Source organism: Vibrio sp. 1078-1 (assembly GCF_033340475.1).
Genome location: NZ_JAWOWM010000002.1, coordinates 284,106 through 303,584, shown reverse-complemented (window position 1 = coordinate 303,584; position 19,479 = coordinate 284,106). Strand labels below are relative to the sequence as shown.

The window sequence follows — 19,479 nt, the reverse complement described above, 5'->3', positions numbered from 1 at the left end:
AGAAAAGCATGTGAAAGCGAAATGTGTTTATGGGAAACAAACACAATGCAGTAAAAATGATGGCGTTGACACCATCATTCCATTCACCGTAGCCGAAGGCTTTGCAATAAGAGTATGCATGCCTCAGCTAAATGCAAAGGCGTATCACTGAGATGAGTAAGCACACCGGAATTGTCTAGGCACTAATTTTGGTAGGAAAATTTATTTTGAGCCAATTCCTACCAAAAGACTAGTTCCTATTAGGAACTAAAGAATTTCCCATGCCGACAATTAATTCCAAATAGAATCGATTTCTTCTTGCGTGAGGTAGCGATAATCACCTGGTTCTAGTGCCTCATCAAGTTCGATAGAACCAATACGCTCACGATGTAAGTACTCAACTTTATTTCCTAACGCCGCGAACATACGTTTCACTTGGTGATACTTACCTTCCACGATAGTTAACAATACTTCATTCTCGGCCTCGTTCACGATTTCCAAACGAGCAGGCAATGTTGCTTCTGATTCATTGCGCAAAATGATGCCTTGTTCGAGCTTTTCCGCATAATCAGGCTGAATAGCATCGACGAGCCAAACACGGTACGTTTTCTCACACTTATGCTTAGGTGAGGTAATACGGTGAGACCACTTACCATCATCCGTAATCAACACTAAACCAGTTGTGTCGACATCTAATCGGCCCGCAAAGTGAAGGTTTTCAATTTTAGGCTCATCAAGCAATGCGAATGCAGTTTGGTTGTAGCCATCTTCATGTGAACAAACAAAGTCAGCAGGCTTATACAACATAATGTAACGAGGACCAGGAGCACCAATAACACGGTCTTCCCACATCACTTCCGCACCTTTAGGTACTTTAAATGCACCACTTTTTTGAACCTCACCGTCAACAGTGATGTCTCCACTTTTGATGATCTTTGTTGCCTGTTTGCGTGTTGCACCCAGAGCGTCACACAAATATTTATCTAAACGCATGAATACCTCATTGAATTATACCCAAGTGATCTCTAAATCTTGGTTTAAAGGTCACTTGGGTATAAAAGTCAGGTATTATAGCGTTCCTCGTTCGAATAGTTGAGCAATTTCACATATTTTCATGTACACACTTCGTCCTTATCAAGCCGACTCGGTTAAAGCCGTTATTCATTACTTTCGTAAACACTCGACACCAGCAGTGATCGTGCTGCCAACCGGTGCAGGAAAAAGCTTGGTGATCGCAGAACTTGCTCGCCTTGCGAAAGGACGAGTGTTAGTCCTCGCCCACGTAAAAGAACTGGTCGAGCAAAACCACGCAAAGTATGAAGGTTATGGTTTAAAAGGTTCCATCTTCTCAGCAGGATTGGGACGAAAAGAAACTGACCAGCAAGTCGTGTTTGCTTCGGTTCAATCGGTCGTACGTAACTTAGATTCGTTCAAAAACCAGTTTTCTCTGCTCGTTATTGATGAGTGCCATCGTGTGCCAGATGACAAAAACAGCAGCTACCAAAAAGTTATTACTCACTTACGAGAACTGAACCCTGGCATTAAGGTGCTAGGACTAACTGCAACGCCCTATCGTTTAGGAATGGGCTGGATTTATCAGTATCACACCCGAGGTCAAGTGCGAACCGAAGAGCCTCGATTCTTCCGCGATTGTATTTTCGAACTGCCGATCCGTTACTTGCTCGACGAAAACTTCCTCACTCCAGCCCGCATGATGGATGCGCCCGTTTTGTCTTACGACTTCTCTCAGCTGAAGCCCGCTAACACCGGACGCTACAAAGAAGCAGAAATGGACATGGTGATCGATAAAGCCAAACGTGCGACTCCACAAATTGTTGAGCAAATCATGCAATATGCGAAAGAGCGTCAAGGTGTCATGATCTTCGCTGCAACTGTTCGACACGCACAGGAGATACACAGTTTATTGCCAGAAGGCGAAACTGAAATCGTCATTGGTGATACACCTACGCCGGAGCGCGATGCGATCATCCAAGCGTTCAAGAATCGTCAAATAAAATACTTAGTCAATGTTTCGGTACTGACAACCGGGTTTGATGCGCCGCATGTCGATTTAATCGCGATTTTGCGACCAACAGAGTCAGTCAGTCTGTACCAACAGATAGTAGGACGAGGATTACGCTTATCAGACGGAAAATCAGAATGTTTAGTGCTTGATTACGCAGGCAACAGCTACGATTTATACCAACCTGAAGTCGGTGATCCCAAACCAGACTCTGACAGTGAAATTATCACGATTCCTTGCCCGGCTTGCGGATTCAATAACAACTTCTGGGGTAAGTTGGATAGTAACGGTTTCTTGGTTGAACATTTTGGCAGACGTTGCCAAGGTTACTTTGAAGATGAAGACACAGGCGAACGTGAACACTGTGGCTACCGTTTTCGTGCCAAATACTGCGGTGAATGTGGTGCAGACAACGATATCGCTGCACGAATTTGTCATGAGTGTGATGCGACGCTCGTAGACCCAGATAAAAAGCTAAAAGAAGCCCTTAATCTCAAAGATGCATTAATCTTTGAATGCACAGAAATGGACCTATCTGTATTTAAGTCCAGTGATGGTAAATCTCAGCTAAAGGTGACGTATTCTGGTGAACCATACCAAGGCGAAGGCAATGCGTTAGTTCATGAGTTTTGGTCATTGAGTACCAAAAAACAAAAACAAACGTTTAAAGATCAGTTCGTACGCCCCCACTTAGCAGACAAGCATCGCCCTTTTGAAGAGGCTTCACCGACACGCGTTGTCGCTAATCAACATCGTTTCCGTTTGCCTCAGTTTGTTATTGCTAGAAAATCTGGTCGCTTTTGGAAGCTGCGAGATAAAATTTTTGAAGATGAGTTGAAATAACATCCACAACACATGGCAAAACTTAATTAGCTGATTCACTCTCTGTTCATCTATATCCGATATACTGCGGCTAACGCTCCAGAAAAGGTTTGACTATGTATAAAGCAACGACTTCTCTACATTCTGCGTTACTTTTCGGCCTTATTGCGACATTCATGTGTGCACCAAGTTTTGCCAAGCATGACAACGAGTACACATCACAAAATGGCCACGCCATCGTGCAAGATGTCGAAAAGCCAGGAACACGCATCGAATTCGATGAAGATCAAGATGAGGTCTATCGCGCGGTTCAACAAGGATATATACGACCATTTTCGGAACTTTACGCCGCAGTAGAAAACGACCTATACGGCCGAATCATCAAGGTCGAGCTTGAAGAAGATGATGATGCTTGGGTGTATGAATTGAAAATTCTGTACAACAACAGCGTCCTGAAAGTTGAGTACGACGCCGCCACGCTAGAAATGCTTGAGATCAAAGGTCGCAGCTTTAACAAAGCGTTAAAGCCGCAAAACAACTAAACTTGTCTAATGCGTCATCCAGACACGATGCGTAGCTTACTTCGATAAAAATCCAAACATAATAAGAATCATCAATATGAAAATACTTGTTGTTGAAGATGATCCTCGTTTAGGCGAGCAAATCATCGAAACATTAGAAAGTACCGGCTGGGTACCAGAATTGTCCCAAGATGGCATAGACGCTCTGTATCGCGCGACTTCGGAAGAATGGGACGCCATTGTTCTTGACCTCGGCTTGCCAAAACTGGATGGTCTTACCGTCCTAAAAGGCATCAGAGATGAAAACATTAATACTCCTGTCGTGATTCTAAGCGCTCGCGACACCCTAACGCAGCGAGTTGAAGGCTTAAACGCAGGTGCAGACGATTACCTAACTAAACCATTTGAAATGGTTGAGCTTATCGCTCGTATTCGTGCACAGCTTCGAAGAGCCTCTGGTAATGCCTCTCCTGTGATGCAAATTGGCGACTTGAGCTTGGATACACGCACTTCTAAAGTCATGTGGCAAGGTCAAGCGATAAGCTTGACGGCGCTAGAGTATAAAGTGGTCGCTTACTTTATGCATAACCCGGAAAAAGTGATTTCTCGAACCGAACTCGTCGAGCACATTTACAAACAAGACTTTGATCGTGACTCCAACACAATCGAAGTTTTTATCGGCCGAATTCGCAAAAAAATCGCACCAAAGATCATCAAAACTGTCCGAGGGTTGGGATACCAATTAAATGCCGAATAGAAACAGGCTACCGTTGAACGCAATAAAACGACTGAGTATCAAAAGTCGCCTCGTTTTAGCGGCGATCGTTTGGTTAACGGCAATGATCCTCGCCGCTGGTGTGACGATACCGACGCAGGTCTACAACTATATGGTTGATGACACTCGCTCACAGCTCAGCATTTTTATGGATGAAGTCGCCGCACAGTTAGAAGTCGATAACACCGGGCATCTTTCACTCGCAGCTCAGCTATCAGACCCTCGATTTAACCGACCTTACAGTGGTTTGTATTGGAGCGCCTCTACAGAGGCAAGCCTCGAACGTTCTCGTTCGTTGTGGGACAAAAAAATCGAATACAAAGGTTTGGATAAAGATGCGTATGGAGCAAGAGGCGAAAAACTAATTACGCTAGAAAAAGCGCTGTATCTTCCTGATTACGATGGTCCTATTCACATTATTATTGGTATTGACGAAGAGCCCATTAAAAATACCCTTCAGACGTTAATCGGCCAACTTTGGCTTATTTTGGGTTTATTATTCGCGGGCGTACTTACCGTCATTTTACTGCAAATTGCTTGGTCATTGAGTCCGCTTACAAAGCTACAAAAAGAATTAGCCGAGCTGAAGTCTGGTAATAAAAAGAGTCTAGAAGAAACCTACCCAAAAGAGATTTCTCCTCTAATCTTCGACCTCAACGCTCTGCTGTTCCATTACCAAGAATTACTAGAGAGAGCTCGCAATCATGCAGGTAACCTATCTCATGCACTTAAAACGCCACTTTCTGTTCTAAAAAATGAAGTTCAGACGTTAGAACCTGAGGCACAATCCCGTCTCCGAGCTCCAATCAATCAAATACAAGACCATATCGATTACCATTTGGGTCGTGCCCGTATGGCCGGATCGATGAACATATTATCAGTGAAGTCGAACCCAGCAGATCGTGTGGACGCTATCTCAATGGCGTTTGATAAAGTGTATGCGAGCCGAAGCATTACCTTAATTAATGAACTTGATTCAGAGCTGAATGTAGCAGTAGAGCAGACCGATCTCGATGAAATGCTAGGTAACTTGCTAGAAAATTGCTATAAGTGGGCCAACAGCATGATTCGTGTGCACTCCTCTCAGGATAAGGAAAATATACACATCATTATTGAAGATGATGGGCCAGGCATCCCTAAAGAGAAACTGAGTCAAGTAATCAAGAGAGGAGTTAGATTGGATGAAACAACCCCTGGCTCAGGTCTTGGTCTAAACATAGTCAGTGAAATGGCACACAGTTACCGAGGTCAATTAACATTGGATACAAGCGCTTTAGGTGGATTAAAAGCATCTTTAGTCTTACATCTCAGCCGAACATAAAGCATATAACACATAAACTTTGTTTTTCGGACCATGATCAGTAAACCGATGAAAATGAAGTCGATGTGAACAAAATCCAAGCAAAGCGTTAAAAGGGATAGCCTTCCACCCCGCTAAATCATACCTTTTTGTTGATTTGGATACGATTTGGGTTGCCCATTTATAAGTGGAATGATAGTATCCGCGCTCGCTTGAACAGTTCCTGTTTCAAGCTTTACCACGAACAACAAGGTCGCATTGTTGATTGTGAACATTTGATTTTTACTAATTTGAGAGTAAATACTATGAAATTCGAAGCAGTAGTACGTACTGAACTAGGTAAAGGTGCGAGCCGCCGCCTACGTCACGCTGGCAAATTCCCTGCAGTTGTATACGGCGGTGAAGAAGCAGCAGTAGCTATCGTTCTTAACCACGACGACATCGTAAACCAAATGGACAAGCCTGAATTCTACGAAGGCATCGTTCTAGTTATCGATGGCAAAGAAGTTAAAGTTAAGCCACAAGACGTTCAACGTCACGCGTTCAAGCCAAAAGTTGAACACATGGACTTCATCCGCATCTAATTCCCTACCAAGGAATTAATCGGATTAAATCCAAACCTTTTGCATAAAAGATAATCGGACTTACCAACCGAGACATCTAAAAAATTTCAAAACCCCGGAGTCTTACCACCTCCGGGGTTTTACTATATTTGGCATATAGCATTTGATTTATGAGCGGGCAATATACTTCACTAAAGTGAGATCGGTCAGCGTCATACTCTCAATCACTTCCGACTCTTCCTCTCCAGTACGCACAAAACCACACTTCTTGTAAAAGTTAAGCCCCTGTTGATTAGTATCCAGTGCTTTCAAACTGATCTGCATAACTGACGTAGAGAGCAAACGTGTCTCTAACTCATCTAACAGTGCACTTCCTGCTCCTTGCCCATAATGTAGCGGCGTAACGTAGCAACATGTCACTAATGCCGTTTTATCTTCGCTGGTGTGGTTAGGTAACTCGTAACTTAAAAAGCCAACAATTTCTCCTTGCCTCTCAACTACGATCAATTGGGCCAGTTGCTCCGTCATCACTCGTGCCCACATCCTTTCTCGACGCTCAATCGTAAACTGCTCTATGTAGCTCTTTGGCATTAATCCTTTATACGCCACCTGCCAAGAATCAACGTGTATCTTGGCGATTTGGGCTGCTTCCTTTTTGAGTGCGTCCCTTACTGTGTATCTCATAAGCATCCTTTATTAGCGTTCACCACTTACAAATTCTTTTAACCCTACCCTTTAAACCAAAGCTCAAAGATAACAGCTACAGTCGCAACGCTTTACATTAATCCATTTCATTTTCATTAATTAAATGATAGTTCACATCATAATATTCGAAGAAGAACGATCCATTATTTACTTTTCATTTTGACTCATTAGGTTGAATCTATTTGTTTAAACACTCGAGTGTCAAATGCGGAATAAGCACGATAAGGTATCGGATGAGGATAAATAAACGATGCCTAAAGCATAAGGTTTCTAAACGATCGCAATTATAGTAAAGAGATAAATACAATTTTTGATAGAGTTAGGCAGAATAAAGCCATAATCAAATGAGTTTCAATTCTGTGCTGTTCATTATGCATACAAACCGAGCCCCTCATCATTAGAGCGAAAATTTATAACGATTTGTGTCATACCTATTAGGGAAAACATAAACTTGGCAAAATTATCACCAAAATCAGCGTAATACTTCGCAAAAATGCGCATTGATTCACACAAACAACACACATTCAATTAACTACCTCACAAAAAATAGAGCTAGCTATATAAAATAAATACTAAATACCAATTCTGTTTATTTATAGACGTAGTTTGCAGGCTTATTAATTCATTTCTCCGATAGAAGTATAAATAAGAGATAGATCACTAAAGTTTCACATTAATTCCGTATATTTCACGCCGTAACAATAACAAAATCACAAAGAAAGGATCCCTTATGAAGTTTTCCAAATCTCTTTTGGTAGTGGCAGTTGGCGCTGCGCTAGCAGGATGCGGCTCAGACAGCGACAATTCTCCAGTAACCTGCGAGACTGCAGATTCTTGTACTAAGTTCACCGTTCTCCACACTAACGATAACCATGGTCGCTTTTGGCATAACAGCGACGGCGAATACGGCATGGCTGCGCGTCACACTTTAATCGAATCTATCCGCGCAGAAGTCGAAGCAAAAGGCGGTGAAACCATTCTGCTATCTGGCGGTGATATTAATACCGGCGTACCAGAATCAGACATGCAAGATGCGGTTCCAGACTTCGTAGGGATGAACCTACTTGGTTACGATGCAATGGCTGTCGGTAACCACGAATTTGATAACTCACTAGATATTCTCGATATGCAAGCCGAGCTAGCTGACTTCCCTATGCTGGCTGCGAATATCTATAAAAAAGATACAAACGAGCGTTACTTCGACCCTTACAAAGTATTTACTATCAACGGCCTTAAGATCGCTGTTATTGGTCTAACAACGCAAGACACTGCGAAGCTAGTCAATCCAGACAACGTATCAAACATCCACTTCGAAGACCCTCAAGTAGAAATCAAAAAGGTACTGAAGGAAATCGAAGAGAACGAAAAGGTAGACCTAGTATTTGCAACGACGCACATGGGTCACTACGAAGATGGTAAAAACGGTAGTGAAGCACCAGGTGACGTGAAACTCGCTCGCTCTCTTGAAGAAGGACAGCTAAACGCTATCATTGGTGGTCACTCGCAAAACCCTGTATGTATGGAACCAGGTACCAATGAGTATGCTGATTTCAAACCTGGGGATGATTGTGCCCCAGACCAACAAAAAGGCACTTGGATTATGCAAGCGCATGAGTGGGGTAAATATGTGGGTCGTGCAGACTTCGAATACTACGACGGCAAGCTTCACTTAGCGAATTACGCACTGATTCCTGTAAACCTTCTAGACGAAAACGATGAAGTTATCGGTGAACGAATTCAACAAGATGCAACGGTAAAAGCGTTACTACTGCCATACCAACAACAAGGTCAAGAGTTATTAGATGAGAAGATTTCTAATACGACGGGTAAGTTAGAAGGTGATCGTAACGTAGTTCGCTCTCAACAAACTAACCTAGGTCACCTACTCGGCGAGGCATACCGTACTTACAAAACGGTAAATGCTGACTTTGGTGTGATGAACTCTGGCGGCGTGCGTGATTCAATCCAAGATGGTGATATCACTTACCGTGACGTACTAACGGTTCAGCCATTTGGTAACTTCGTGACTAAAGCAACTATGACAGGTAAAGAAGTTAAAGAATACTTAGATGTGGTTGCGACGAAATCTGCAGGCTCTGGTGCTTACGCTCAACTAGATAACATCACTTTAGATGTAAATTGTGATGCTGGCTCAGTAACCATTACCGATATTAACAATAAAGGCTTCGATCTAGACGCAACGTACACATTCTCTGTAATCAGCTTCAGTGCTGCTGGTGGCGATAACTATCCAATCATCGATGTTCAATCTACACAGCTAACCGATGCATACGTTTTGCGCGAGTTCTTCGTAAACAACCCACAAATCTCTGCGGATAACTACAACAAGAACTTAGAGAACATCAAGTACTTCAGTAATGGCCAACCAGTAAAAGGCTGTCCTGCATCTGGTAGCTAATACTCAACACCTTACCCCTGGCACTAAGAGCTTTTACAAGCAATTTCGTCAGGGCTTTCCTCAAAACCGAAGCTTTGTGCTTCGGTTTTTTATTTTCGATAAATTACTGAAAACTCGCCACCTTCACAATATGTTCAAAAATTGTTCATTTGTGTTATTGACGCCCCTGTGTTGGGCTTCTATGTTTGATAAGGTCTTTTAAATATGCAGGTTCATCGGCTAAATTTCGCGAAACATTTTTAATCGCACAGTCAATGATTCTGAGAAAGATGTGAATGGCGTTACAAACACTGCTCTCAAACAATTTGTCTTTGGACTTCAAACGATGGTGATGTGCCTCCACGCGCACACTAATGAGCAGCGATCTGGACGTCAATGTGTTCAAACTGCTGCCATCGAGTTCTGGAGGTCAAAAATGAAACGAGCCAGCAATAGCTACAGACTCCAAATGATCAAAGAAGTAGTTACCCGTAGAGAGCGTGAAGCTTGTACGGATCCTATGGCGAGATACATTCATCAACTCATGGATGAACGCCCAACAAGTAAATTAGATGTTGAATTCAATCATCGATTTTCAGGAAATCACTTCGACGAACAAGCGGGAGGCTGGGTTAGCGACCGTTGGTCGATGAAATAACGCCAATTACCGCTTTATAGGGAAAATGGATAAGAGATTCCCGGTTCTTAAAGGACACCTTGCAGGACCGGGAATATGTCAAAGCCTAAGCAGAACCGAAAGCGAAGGCGTAACACCACAGACTGAACAAGAGTTCTAGAATAAGTCTTGTTGAGGCGATGACTCATCTTGAAGCTGTTCTGGCTTCGTCTTCCCCGCCAACATCTTTCTTCTGTACCTTTGACGACACAACTTAATAACGTGCAACTGCTGAGCGGGGGTTAAGTTAAGCCAATTAAACCTTTCCTCTCTCTTTCTCATACATCCCTTGCAATACCCTTTTTCATCGGAGGTACATACTCCAACACAAGGGCTTGGGACAGTAAAAAACTCCAGTTGCTCCATACTAAAACCGCTCTTTCCATATTAGGGCGTATTGGCCTAGTTTAAATAATGAGAAGATTAGTCAGCAACAAAATCTGCTATATACTTCGTTATGTCAAAAACATACGAAACCATAACCTTATGCTGACAAAAACAGTGTTTTATTACTTATACTTACCGCGTATATAAAAACGGAGTCTATAAAATGAAGCTTAGCCTAAAAACGTTAGTTACAGCAATCTCTCTCCCTGTTCTTATGACTGCTTGTGCTAGCAACGGTGATGATGTGAAAGAAATAACGGCTCAAGATTTGCAGCACCACAACTGGGAACTTGTTCAAGTTGATGGCAAAAATATCGTTCTAGACGAACACCAAAAAGCTGCTCGCCTAGAAATCGGTGAAAATCTAACCGCAAACGGCAACGCAGGTTGTAACAACTTCTTCGGTCAAGCCGAGCTGAAAAACAACCAACTACGCATCGAAAAAATGGGCATGACCATGAAGATGTGTATGGAAGATCAAATGAAGATCGAAAACGCAATGACACAAACACTATCTAACTGGAGCGATATCACGCTAACTAAAGATGGTCTTGTTCTGAAAAGTGCCGATCACGAATTGACGTTTACACTACGTGACTGGGTAAACTAATCCCAACTAAGTAAACCAAATAGTATTTTGAAAGCAGCCAGACGGCTGCTTTTTTATATCGATGAATCGTTAGTCATGCATGCTAAAGTCATTTAAATGGCCAACTTTCTTTCTCTTTTCGCCCTCAATTCCATGCTTTAGACATCAATTTTGCTCTGTAAAACAACCTATTCATATCTCTGGGGACAATAATTTTCAATTACTTGAAAGAATATCCTCAAACAAACGGTCCGCTCCTAAATGACACCAAATTTGTCCTTTCTTCGTTTTGCTTCACATTGAGAGTAATTCTTTGAATCAATAAGTGATTCCGTTTGGGATTGGCATTGATAATAGAGAGAGATGAATTACTATCCTTGTAACAGAGCGGAACGACTTGCGAAAACATCAATAGAAACGAAAGCAAGCACCAAAAGACATAACACGGAATAGATATGAAAAAGCTACTCAGCAGCATTGGCATTTTAGCCACGACTTTTGCGACACCTTCTTTTGCCGATTCATCAGTGAATAGCGAATGGCAAAAAATCGAACAGCAAGCCGACGGGCAATCCGTCTACTTTCATGCTTGGGGCGGGAGCCAAGAAATTAATCGCTACATACAGTGGGCGAGTAGAGAGCTAAAATCACGTTATAACGTGACGCTAAACCACGTTAAAGTAACTGATATTTCTGAGACCACTACTCGACTTATCGCAGAAAAAGCGGCAGGCAAAAACAGCGGTGGTAGTGTTGATATGGTTTGGATCAATGGCGAAAACTTCAAATCAATGAAGGATAACCAATTGCTATTTGGTCCTTTTGTCGAAGGTTTGCCAAGCTGGCAATATGTGGATAAATCTCTACCAATTGATGTGGACTTCTCCGAGCCAACAGAAGGTCTAGAAGCACCTTGGGGAGTAGGACAATTAGTGTTTATCCATGACGAGCAAACCCTCCATAACCCTCCAAAATCATTCTCAGAAATGCTGAGCTATGCAAAAGCGTTCCCGAATCGCCTGACTTACCCTCGACCACCAGAGTTTCATGGCACAAGCTTTATCAAAGCATTACTCATTGAACTGTCTAACAACGCCCCTGAGCTGCAACAACCAGTTACCGATGACACGTTTGAACAAGTCACTCAACCGCTGTGGTCTTATCTAGATGAGTTCCATAAAGTCGCTTGGCGCGGTGGTAAGCAGTTTCCAGGCGGTACAGCAGAAACCCTTCAGCTACTAGATGATGGTCAGACTGACCTGGCGATTACCTTTAACCCGAACGCGGTTTTCTCTGCGCAGTCGAGCGGTAATCTTGCAGAGAGCACCAAAGCGTACGCAATGGACGCAGGAGCACTCTCAAATATCCACTTTTTAGCGATTCCTTGGAACGCAAATGCCAGTGCTGGTGCACAAGTTGCGATAAACTTTTTATTGAGCCCTGAAGCACAGTCTCGCAAAGGTAACCTAAACATCTGGGGCGACCCTTCGGTACTAAGCAACCAATACCTAACTGGTTCGGCCAAAAACACTCAACAATTCAAATCTATCGCTGAGCCACATCCAAGTTGGCAAGCGGCGTTGGAAAAAGAATGGTTGAAACGCTACGGGAATTAGTAAGAATCCATGTTAAGAGCGCTGTATTTAGTCATTATCGCAGTTTGTATTTTGCCTACCATTCCGGGACTACTTGGAGTGGTGGTCTCTGCGCTCGGTTATGTACCTCCTATCGGTCTACACCACTTTTCTTTTGATGGCTTCAATGCCGTCTTTGATTGGGAAGGTGTTTGGACATCCATCGGGCTTACTTTCTACTCCGCCATTTTCAGTAGCTACTTGGCTTGCTTCATCGCATTTGCAATTCTACAAGCCTCTTGGGGCAGTAAGTTTTGGCGAAAAATTGAAGTTAGCCTTTCCCCACTTCTCGCGATGCCGCACGTCGCGTTTGCAATTGGCTTTGCGTTCTTGTTTGCCCCAACTGGTATGGGCGTTCGTGTTCTCAACCAACTGTTTGGTTACGACCCGAATGCACAAACGGTGAATGACTTAGCATTGCTGATTAAGGACCCACATGCACTCGGTTTGGTCATCATGCTTGCGATTAAAGAAGTGCCGTTTTTATTGTTGATGAGTATTCCGATCCTTCAGCAATTGAAAGTCGATAAGGTTGAAAAAGTCAGTCACTCGATGGGCTACAGTTCCGCGCAAGCGTGGTGGAAATGCGTATTTCCGCAATGGTTAGCAAAACTTCGTTTCCCAATGCTGGCGGTATTGGCTTACAGTTTGTCCGTTGTCGATGTCGCCCTGATTATTGGCCCTACCAACCCACCCACGTTTGCGGTTTTGGTATGGCAATGGTTTAACGATCCAGATTTATCGCTCCTACCAAGAGCGGCCGCTGGCGCAGTAATACTGTTTGCGTTCGCAAGCCTTTTGATTGGATTTGCACGCTTAATGGAATGGTGTATTACCAAAGGGTTCAAACGCTGGCAGTACTCTGGTCGAAACGGGTTTCGTTTACCCGGTAAAACCCTATTTTCACTGGTCGCGCTACTTGCACTTCTAATGATTCCACTCATGGTGCTGTGGAGCTTTGCCCAACGTTGGCGCTTTCCAGATTTGCTCCCAAGCCGTTACAGCCTGCGTTTTTGGGAATACGAATGGCACAGTATTCTAGGGACTCTAGAACAAAGTATGTCAATCGCCCTAATCAGCGCGACTGTCGCGCTAGTTCTTGCTTTAATAGCACATGAGTATCGTCTCCGTTATCGCTGGCAGGTGCCCGGTTACATCATCGCCATCCCAATGCTGATTCCTCAGCTATCCGTGCTATTCGGTATGCAAGTAGTGACGCTGTACTTAAACAGTAATGCGTATTTCTTTTGGGTATGTTGGGCGCATGTATTCTTTGCGTTCCCATTTATTTACCTCTCGCTAGACGGTCCGTGGCGCAGCTTCGATAACGGCTTAACTCGCGTCGCACTCAGCTTGGGTAAATCACCGATGCAAGCTTGGTTAAAAGTGAAACTGCCAATCCTCCTGCCTGCAATTGCATTCGCGTGGGCTGTCGGTATTAGTGTCAGCCTGGCGCAATACCTACCAACATTGGTGCTAGGGGCTGGGCGCATTAGCACCATCACAACCGAAGCCGTTGCACTATCCAGTGGTTTTGACCGACGTGTCACCGCTATTTACGCCATTTGGCAAGCTCTGCTGCCATTCTTGTTCTTTTCTTTTGCGATACTGCTTAGCCACTTGCACAGGAAGTATCGCCGCTTGTCTATAAAAGGTTTACTACTGAATGAGTCTTTGTCTCGAAAACCTCGCCATCCGTAAAACCAATGGCGACGCGCTTTTTTCAGCGTTCAACATGACCGTAGAAAAAGGTGAAATCGTTACCCTGATGGGGCCTAGCGGTTGTGGTAAATCCACTTTGTTGGATGCCATTGCCGGGCACCTATCCGCCGAGTTCAACTACTCTGGATCCATTACGCTTGATAACGAAAAGTTGGATGCCCTCCCTGCCCATAAGCGTCAGGTCGGTATTCTATTCCAAGAAGATTTGCTCTTCCCTCATTTAACGGTGTGGGAGAACCTTGCCTTCGCGCTACCAAACTCAATCAAAGGTGAAGAGCGTAAAGCTCACGCTATGCAAGCACTGAAGAACATTTCATTGACCAAACTAGCAGAGTCCTTTCCTGACCAAATTTCGGGAGGGCAACGTGCCCGTATCTCATTGACTCGTATGCTGCTAGCAAAGCCGAAAGTTGCGCTACTTGATGAGCCCTATAGCAAGCTGGATAAAGACCTGCGCGTGCAATTTCGCAATTGGGTGCTCGAACAATTGCAGCAAGCGAACATCCCTACTTTGATGGTAACGCACGATGAAGACGATATTCCTGATGGCAGCCGCTGCCTAAACTGGCCGTGGGAGAAAAATCATGCTTGATAGCCTGAGTATAAAGCTCATCCGCAAACCGCTGGCACTCAGTGCGACATATCTCGATAAATGTGGTATCACTGCAAATCAGACGACAGTATTTGGTTTTGTGCTTGGCTGTTTTGCCCTGCCTGCTTTGATCGCCGAACAGTACTTGTTGGCGTTGCTGTTTATTTTGCTGAACAGAATCTGTGATGGGTTAGACGGTGCACTGGCAAGGATTCAAGGCATTACCGATGCGGGTGGTTTTCTTGATATCAGCTTAGATTTTTTGTTCTATTCGTTGATTCCTTTTGGCTTTGTGCTTGCCAACCCAGAGCACAATGCCGTTGCAGGCGCATTTTTGATTTTTTCCTTCATCGGCACTGGTAGTAGCTTTTTAGCTTTTGCCATCATGGCAGGAAAACAAGGCATCGATAATCCGGTATATAAAAACAAATCGCTTTACTACATGAGCGGCTTAACCGAAGGTACAGAAACCATTGGCTGTTTGGTTTTATTTTGTTTGCTACCGCAACACTTTGCCGTCATAGCATATATCTTTGGCGCGGCATGCTGGTTTACCACTTTTACACGTATTTATTCAGGGTTTCATACGCTTAACGATCATTAATACTGCTTAGACAATCGCGTTTCCTTAAGGGACAGGCCGCTAAGCCACTGTTTTATAAAGCACCAAAACGCAGGTTAAATTGGGGTATATACTCTTTGAATGAAGAAACCATTCGGAGGCTATATGAAAAAACAGATCAATTTAGGCATGTTGCTCACCATTACTTGTGCGCTCGTGCTTGGCGGCTGTAGCTCACCTAACCCGTACGGAGATGCATACGGCTCATCCGACACTCGCAAAGTTCAGCAGGTTTACTACGGCACAGTAGAAAAAGTAGAACCCGTAACCATTGATGCCTCTACCCAATCCAATGCCATTGGCACCATCGCTGGTGCTGCCGTGGGCGGGATCTTAGGCTCAAAAGTTGGGGGCGGTTCTGGCTCGGATATCGCTGCCATTGGTGGTGGTCTATTGGGTGGCTATGCAGGCAGCAAAGCGGCTGAAGCAACCGCGAAAAGAAATGGCGTGAATCTGACCATTCGTTTAGAGGACGGAAAGATTATCTCTATTGTTCAAGAAGCAAATCCAAACATGATTTTCCAACCAGGCCAAGCGGTCCAAATCAATGTTTCTGGTAATGACGCCAGAGTCGTTCCTCGTTAATTCGGACGAACCAAACCTTTGGCCTGCTTTAATTCAAACACCTAACCCGCGCAAGCTTACATCACTGGCTTGTTAACTTGCGCGTTTCTTTTCGTATCAAACTTGATCGTCGTCAATGGAACATCAATCTCCCATACCTTTCGATGTTCAAATGATATCAAGTTGCTAGCATGAGCCCATTCCAGATAACTTTGGGCTTGTTATGACACCGACTGTTGACCACGTACTCCTTAATATCGCGCTAAACCTCAGCTCTAATCGCTCTCATGAGCAGCAATATCAAAACCTCATTGATGGGGTCGCGCAAGTATTCCCATGTGATGCGAGCTGCCTGTTTATCTTCGATGAGGATGGGTTTCTAACTCCTGTCGCGGTAAAAGGCTTATCCAGCTCGGTCTTAGGTCGTCGCTATTTCCCCAAAGCGCACCCTCGCTTAGATGCCATTATTCATAGCCGTGAACCGGTGCGTTTCGATGCCGATTGTTCACTGCCGGATCCTTTCGACGGCACACTATTAACTGAAGACCAATGCATTGATGTTCACGATTGCATGGGCTTTAGCTTGTATGTCGAAGGCCAACTTGTTGGCGCACTAACGATGGATGCACTAACGGTGGGCGCGTTTGATGGCATCGATCCTGTCGCTATCGAAACCTTTGCGGCTTTGACCGCTGCGACATTGCGTAACATTGCTCAGTTAAAAGCGCTCAAAGCGCAAAACCAGAAGCAAAAAAGCGTCACTCAAACCCTTATCCAGCAAGCCCGTTCTCAACATGGCGAAATGGTGGGTTTGAGTCCACAAGTCAACCAGTTACGAAACAACATTGCGACTGTTGCTCAATCAGATTACGCAGTACTTATCACAGGAGAGACCGGTACTGGTAAAGAACTGGTCGCGCACTCGGTACACGCGCAATCTCATCGTAGCGATAAGCCGATGATTTACGTCAACTGTGCGGCCCTGCCTGAAGGTCTGGCTGAGAGTGAACTGTTTGGCCATGTCAAAGGCGCATTTACAGGTGCTAATAGCCACCGTGCCGGTAAGTTTGAACTGGCAGACGGTGGAACGATTTTCCTTGATGAAGTGGGCGAACTGCCTATGATTTTGCAAGCAAAATTGCTGCGCGTAATTCAGCAAGGCGAGCTGCAACGTGTGGGTAGCGATCAGCATTTGATGGTCAATGTGCGCATCATCGCCGCGACCAATCGACAATTAGAAAAAGAGGTCGAAGCTGGCACGTTTCGAGCAGACCTTTTCCACCGTTTAAACGTATTCCCAATCCAAGTCCCCCCACTTCGTGCCCGTGACGGTGATATTCCCGTTTTAGCCGGATATCTGTTAGAAAAGGTACGCCAACAATTTAATGCGTCCAATCTTCACGTTCACCCTAAAGTGTTGACTCAACTGGAGTCTTTACCTTGGTACGGAAACGTACGCGAGCTCGAACACACTTTAACTCGCGCGGCTTTACACGCCATTCAACAAGGTGCAAGCACGATCATGCTTAACCATTTTGACACCTCATTGGCTCTCGGTGATGTAAAAAACACATCGCATTATTTACCCAAAGAAAGCCAACCAATGCGAGAACTGATAGAAAGCTATCAACGTGATTTAATTGAACATGCTTTAAGCCAAACTGGTGGCGTTTGGGCAAAAGCAGCGGAGTTTTTGCAAATGGATCGCGGGAACTTATATCGGATGGGTAAAAAGCTCGGGATCAATAAATAACCAACCACAAGAAGCCGATGTAATTAAGACATCACCCCCGTTGTCTTAATTACATCAATCATTCACCTAAAAACAATAAAATCCTATATAAATCAACAAAATAAAAATTGGCACACATTCTGCTCTCTAGCGGTCAACATCACGACTATTAAAACAATCACTGGAGAACCCAATATGTTCTGTATTCAATGTGAACAGACAATTCAAACCCCTGCTGTTAAAGGTTGTTCTTTTGCACAAGGTATGTGTGGTAAAACTTCTGAAGTATCTGACCTGCAAGACGTGTTGGTTTACACACTGCAAGGGGTTTCTTTTTGGGCATCAAAAGCACTTGAATTCAACATCATTAACGATGAAATCAACCAATGGGCACCAAAAGCATTTTTCTCTACATTGACGAACGTAAACTTTGACCCTGAACGTGTCCTAGAGCTAACTTCTCAAGCAGCAACGTACAAAGCATTGCTAAAAGAGCAAGTGATATCGGCAGCAACGCTTGCTGATACCGAAGTTGCAGACATCCCTGTTGTTGCTCACTTTGAGCTACCAAATAGCGCAGAAGCGATCTTAGCTTTTGCTCCTCAAGTTGCCGTTAACCGTGGTAAAGACCAAGTACATGAAGATGTGATTGGCCTGCGTCTACTTTGCCTATACGGCCTTAAAGGTGCAGCCGCGTACATGGAGCACGCACGTGTTCTTGAGCAAACCAACAACGATATCTATGCCGAATACCATGAAATCATGGCGTGGTTGGGCACAGACCCTGAAGATCTCGGCGAACTACTTGATTGCTCAATGCGCATCGGCCTGATGAACTACAAAGTGATGGAAATGCTCGACCAAGGTGAAACAATGACCTTCGGCCATCCAGAACCAACCACGGTGAACGTCAAGCCAGTAAAAGGCAAATGTATTCTTGTTTCTGGCCATGATTTGCATGACCTAGAAAAAATCCTGCAACAGACTGAAGGCAAAGGCATTAACGTTTATACCAACGGTGAAATGCTGCCTGCACACGGCTACCCTGAGCTGAAGAAATATCCTCATCTTGTCGGCAACTACGGCAGCGCATGGCAAAACCAACAGAAAGAATTCGCAAACTTCCCTGGCGCAATCGTAATGACGTCAAACTGCTTGTTGAATCCAAATGTGGGTCAATACGCAGACCGTTTATTCACTCGTAGTATTGTTGGCTGGCCTGGTGTGGCTCACATCGAAGGCGATGATTTTAGCCAAGTGATTGAATGTGCTCTAGCGCAAGATGGTTTCCAACACGATGAAATCGAACACCACATCACGGTTGGTTTTGGTCGAAATGCACTGATGAACGCCGCCCCTGCGGTTATCGACCAAGTGAAGCAAGGCAACATCAAGCACTTCTTCCTAGTCGGCGGTTGTGACGGCGATAAAGCGGAACGTAGCTACTACACCGATTTTACGGCTGAAGCACCAGAAGACACGCTAATCCTGACCTTGGCGTGTGGTAAGTTCCGCTTCAACAAGAATACGTTTGGCGATATCAACGGCATTCCTCGCCTATTGGATGTGGGCCAATGTAACGATGCTTACTCTGCAATCCAGCTTGCACTTGCACTGGCGAAAGAGTTTGACTGTGACATCAATGAACTGCCACTCACGCTTGTGCTTTCTTGGTTCGAGCAAAAAGCGATCGTTATCTTGCTAACGCTATTTGCATTGGGCGTGAAAGGCATTTACACAGGCCCTACTGCACCGGCATTCCTAACGCCAAACCTAATCGCCATCATCCAAGAGAAGTTCGATATGCGCAGTATTGGCAATGTTCAGGATGATCTAAAAGCCATCCTAGCAGCTTAATAAACTTGCTTGTTACGC

At 44.4% G+C, this 19,479-nt stretch carries 18 protein-coding genes; 15 read left to right on the top strand and 3 right to left on the bottom strand.

Annotation, left to right across the window (positions count from 1 at the left end; translation table 11 throughout):
* Positions 1–270: 270 nt before the first annotated feature.
* Complete coding sequence (rsuA, locus tag R7190_RS05320; RefSeq protein WP_005388670.1) at positions 271–972, bottom strand: 16S rRNA pseudouridine(516) synthase RsuA; 702 nt, start codon at positions 970–972, stop codon at positions 271–273.
* A 121-nt stretch (positions 973–1,093) separates the two neighbouring features.
* On the opposite strand from rsuA, the gene R7190_RS05315 reads away from it, so the two are divergent.
* The 5 genes from R7190_RS05315 (at position 1,094) to rplY (ending at position 6,004) form a co-directional block, all read left to right on the top strand.
* On the top strand, positions 1,094–2,845 hold the full coding sequence (locus R7190_RS05315; protein ID WP_021707635.1) for a DEAD/DEAH box helicase: 1,752 nt from the start codon (positions 1,094–1,096) through the stop codon (positions 2,843–2,845).
* A 155-nt stretch (positions 2,846–3,000) separates the two neighbouring features.
* Positions 3,001–3,366, top strand: coding sequence for a PepSY domain-containing protein (locus R7190_RS05310; RefSeq protein ID WP_372036143.1), 366 nt, complete (start codon positions 3,001–3,003; stop codon positions 3,364–3,366).
* A gap of 76 nt (positions 3,367–3,442) precedes the next feature.
* Entirely contained in the window at positions 3,443–4,102 is a 660-nt protein-coding gene (locus tag R7190_RS05305) for a response regulator transcription factor (protein ID WP_238952273.1), read from the top strand.
* Complete coding sequence (locus tag R7190_RS05300; protein ID WP_137281869.1) at positions 4,092–5,441, top strand: ATP-binding protein; 1,350 nt, start codon at positions 4,092–4,094, stop codon at positions 5,439–5,441. The genes R7190_RS05305 and R7190_RS05300 overlap by 11 nt, the downstream gene beginning before the upstream one ends.
* Positions 5,442–5,725: 284 nt before the next feature.
* Positions 5,726–6,004: a 50S ribosomal protein L25 gene (gene rplY, locus R7190_RS05295; protein WP_005378066.1), complete on the top strand. Its 279-nt coding sequence runs from the start codon at positions 5,726–5,728 to the stop codon at positions 6,002–6,004.
* Positions 6,005–6,151: 147 nt separating this feature from the next.
* Here rplY and R7190_RS05290 read toward each other — a convergent pair whose 3' ends face one another.
* Positions 6,152–6,667 (bottom strand): GNAT family N-acetyltransferase, encoded by a 516-nt coding sequence (locus R7190_RS05290; RefSeq protein WP_017634886.1) that lies wholly within the window; start codon positions 6,665–6,667, stop codon positions 6,152–6,154.
* 751 nt (positions 6,668–7,418) lie between these two features.
* Between R7190_RS05290 and ushA the strand changes: the two genes are divergently transcribed.
* Both ushA and R7190_RS05280 read left to right on the top strand, forming a co-directional pair.
* Positions 7,419–9,107, top strand: a complete 1,689-nt coding sequence (gene ushA / locus R7190_RS05285) for a bifunctional UDP-sugar hydrolase/5'-nucleotidase UshA (RefSeq protein WP_017634888.1) — start codon at positions 7,419–7,421, stop codon at positions 9,105–9,107.
* A gap of 415 nt (positions 9,108–9,522) precedes the next feature.
* Positions 9,523–9,744 carry a hypothetical protein gene (locus R7190_RS05280; RefSeq protein ID WP_005386686.1) on the top strand — a complete coding sequence of 74 codons (222 nt, stop codon included), beginning with the start codon at positions 9,523–9,525 and terminating at the stop codon, positions 9,742–9,744.
* 135 nt (positions 9,745–9,879) lie between these two features.
* Here the strand turns inward: R7190_RS05280 and R7190_RS05275 are convergent, their stop codons facing one another.
* Entirely contained in the window at positions 9,880–10,128 is a 249-nt protein-coding gene (locus tag R7190_RS05275; protein ID WP_005378062.1) for a DUF1289 domain-containing protein, read from the bottom strand.
* A 184-nt stretch (positions 10,129–10,312) separates the two neighbouring features.
* Here R7190_RS05275 and R7190_RS05270 point away from each other — a divergent pair, with 184 nt between their 5' ends.
* The 8 genes from R7190_RS05270 (at position 10,313) to hcp (ending at position 19,461) form a co-directional block, all read left to right on the top strand.
* Positions 10,313–10,759, top strand: coding sequence for an META domain-containing protein (locus R7190_RS05270; protein WP_005378077.1), 447 nt, complete (start codon positions 10,313–10,315; stop codon positions 10,757–10,759).
* Between the two features lie 434 nt (positions 10,760–11,193).
* A complete protein-coding gene (locus R7190_RS05265) occupies positions 11,194–12,354 on the top strand; it encodes an ABC transporter substrate-binding protein (RefSeq protein ID WP_005378079.1) in 1,161 nt (386 codons plus the stop codon).
* A gap of 9 nt (positions 12,355–12,363) precedes the next feature.
* A complete protein-coding gene (locus tag R7190_RS05260; protein ID WP_213986320.1) occupies positions 12,364–14,073 on the top strand; it encodes an ABC transporter permease in 1,710 nt (569 codons plus the stop codon).
* A complete protein-coding gene (locus R7190_RS05255) occupies positions 14,039–14,686 on the top strand; it encodes an ATP-binding cassette domain-containing protein (protein ID WP_017634892.1) in 648 nt (215 codons plus the stop codon). The genes R7190_RS05260 and R7190_RS05255 overlap by 35 nt, the downstream gene beginning before the upstream one ends.
* Positions 14,679–15,290: a CDP-alcohol phosphatidyltransferase family protein gene (locus R7190_RS05250; RefSeq protein WP_033905112.1), complete on the top strand. Its 612-nt coding sequence runs from the start codon at positions 14,679–14,681 to the stop codon at positions 15,288–15,290. Before R7190_RS05255 ends, R7190_RS05250 begins: the two co-directional genes overlap by 8 nt.
* A 123-nt stretch (positions 15,291–15,413) precedes the next feature.
* Positions 15,414–15,893: a glycine zipper 2TM domain-containing protein gene (locus R7190_RS05245; RefSeq protein WP_005386695.1), complete on the top strand. Its 480-nt coding sequence runs from the start codon at positions 15,414–15,416 to the stop codon at positions 15,891–15,893.
* A gap of 202 nt (positions 15,894–16,095) precedes the next feature.
* Complete coding sequence (norR, locus tag R7190_RS05240) at positions 16,096–17,625, top strand: nitric oxide reductase transcriptional regulator NorR (RefSeq protein ID WP_213986319.1); 1,530 nt, start codon at positions 16,096–16,098, stop codon at positions 17,623–17,625.
* Between the two features lie 174 nt (positions 17,626–17,799).
* Complete coding sequence (hcp, locus tag R7190_RS05235) at positions 17,800–19,461, top strand: hydroxylamine reductase (protein ID WP_213986318.1); 1,662 nt, start codon at positions 17,800–17,802, stop codon at positions 19,459–19,461.
* Positions 19,462–19,479 lie beyond the last annotated feature (18 nt).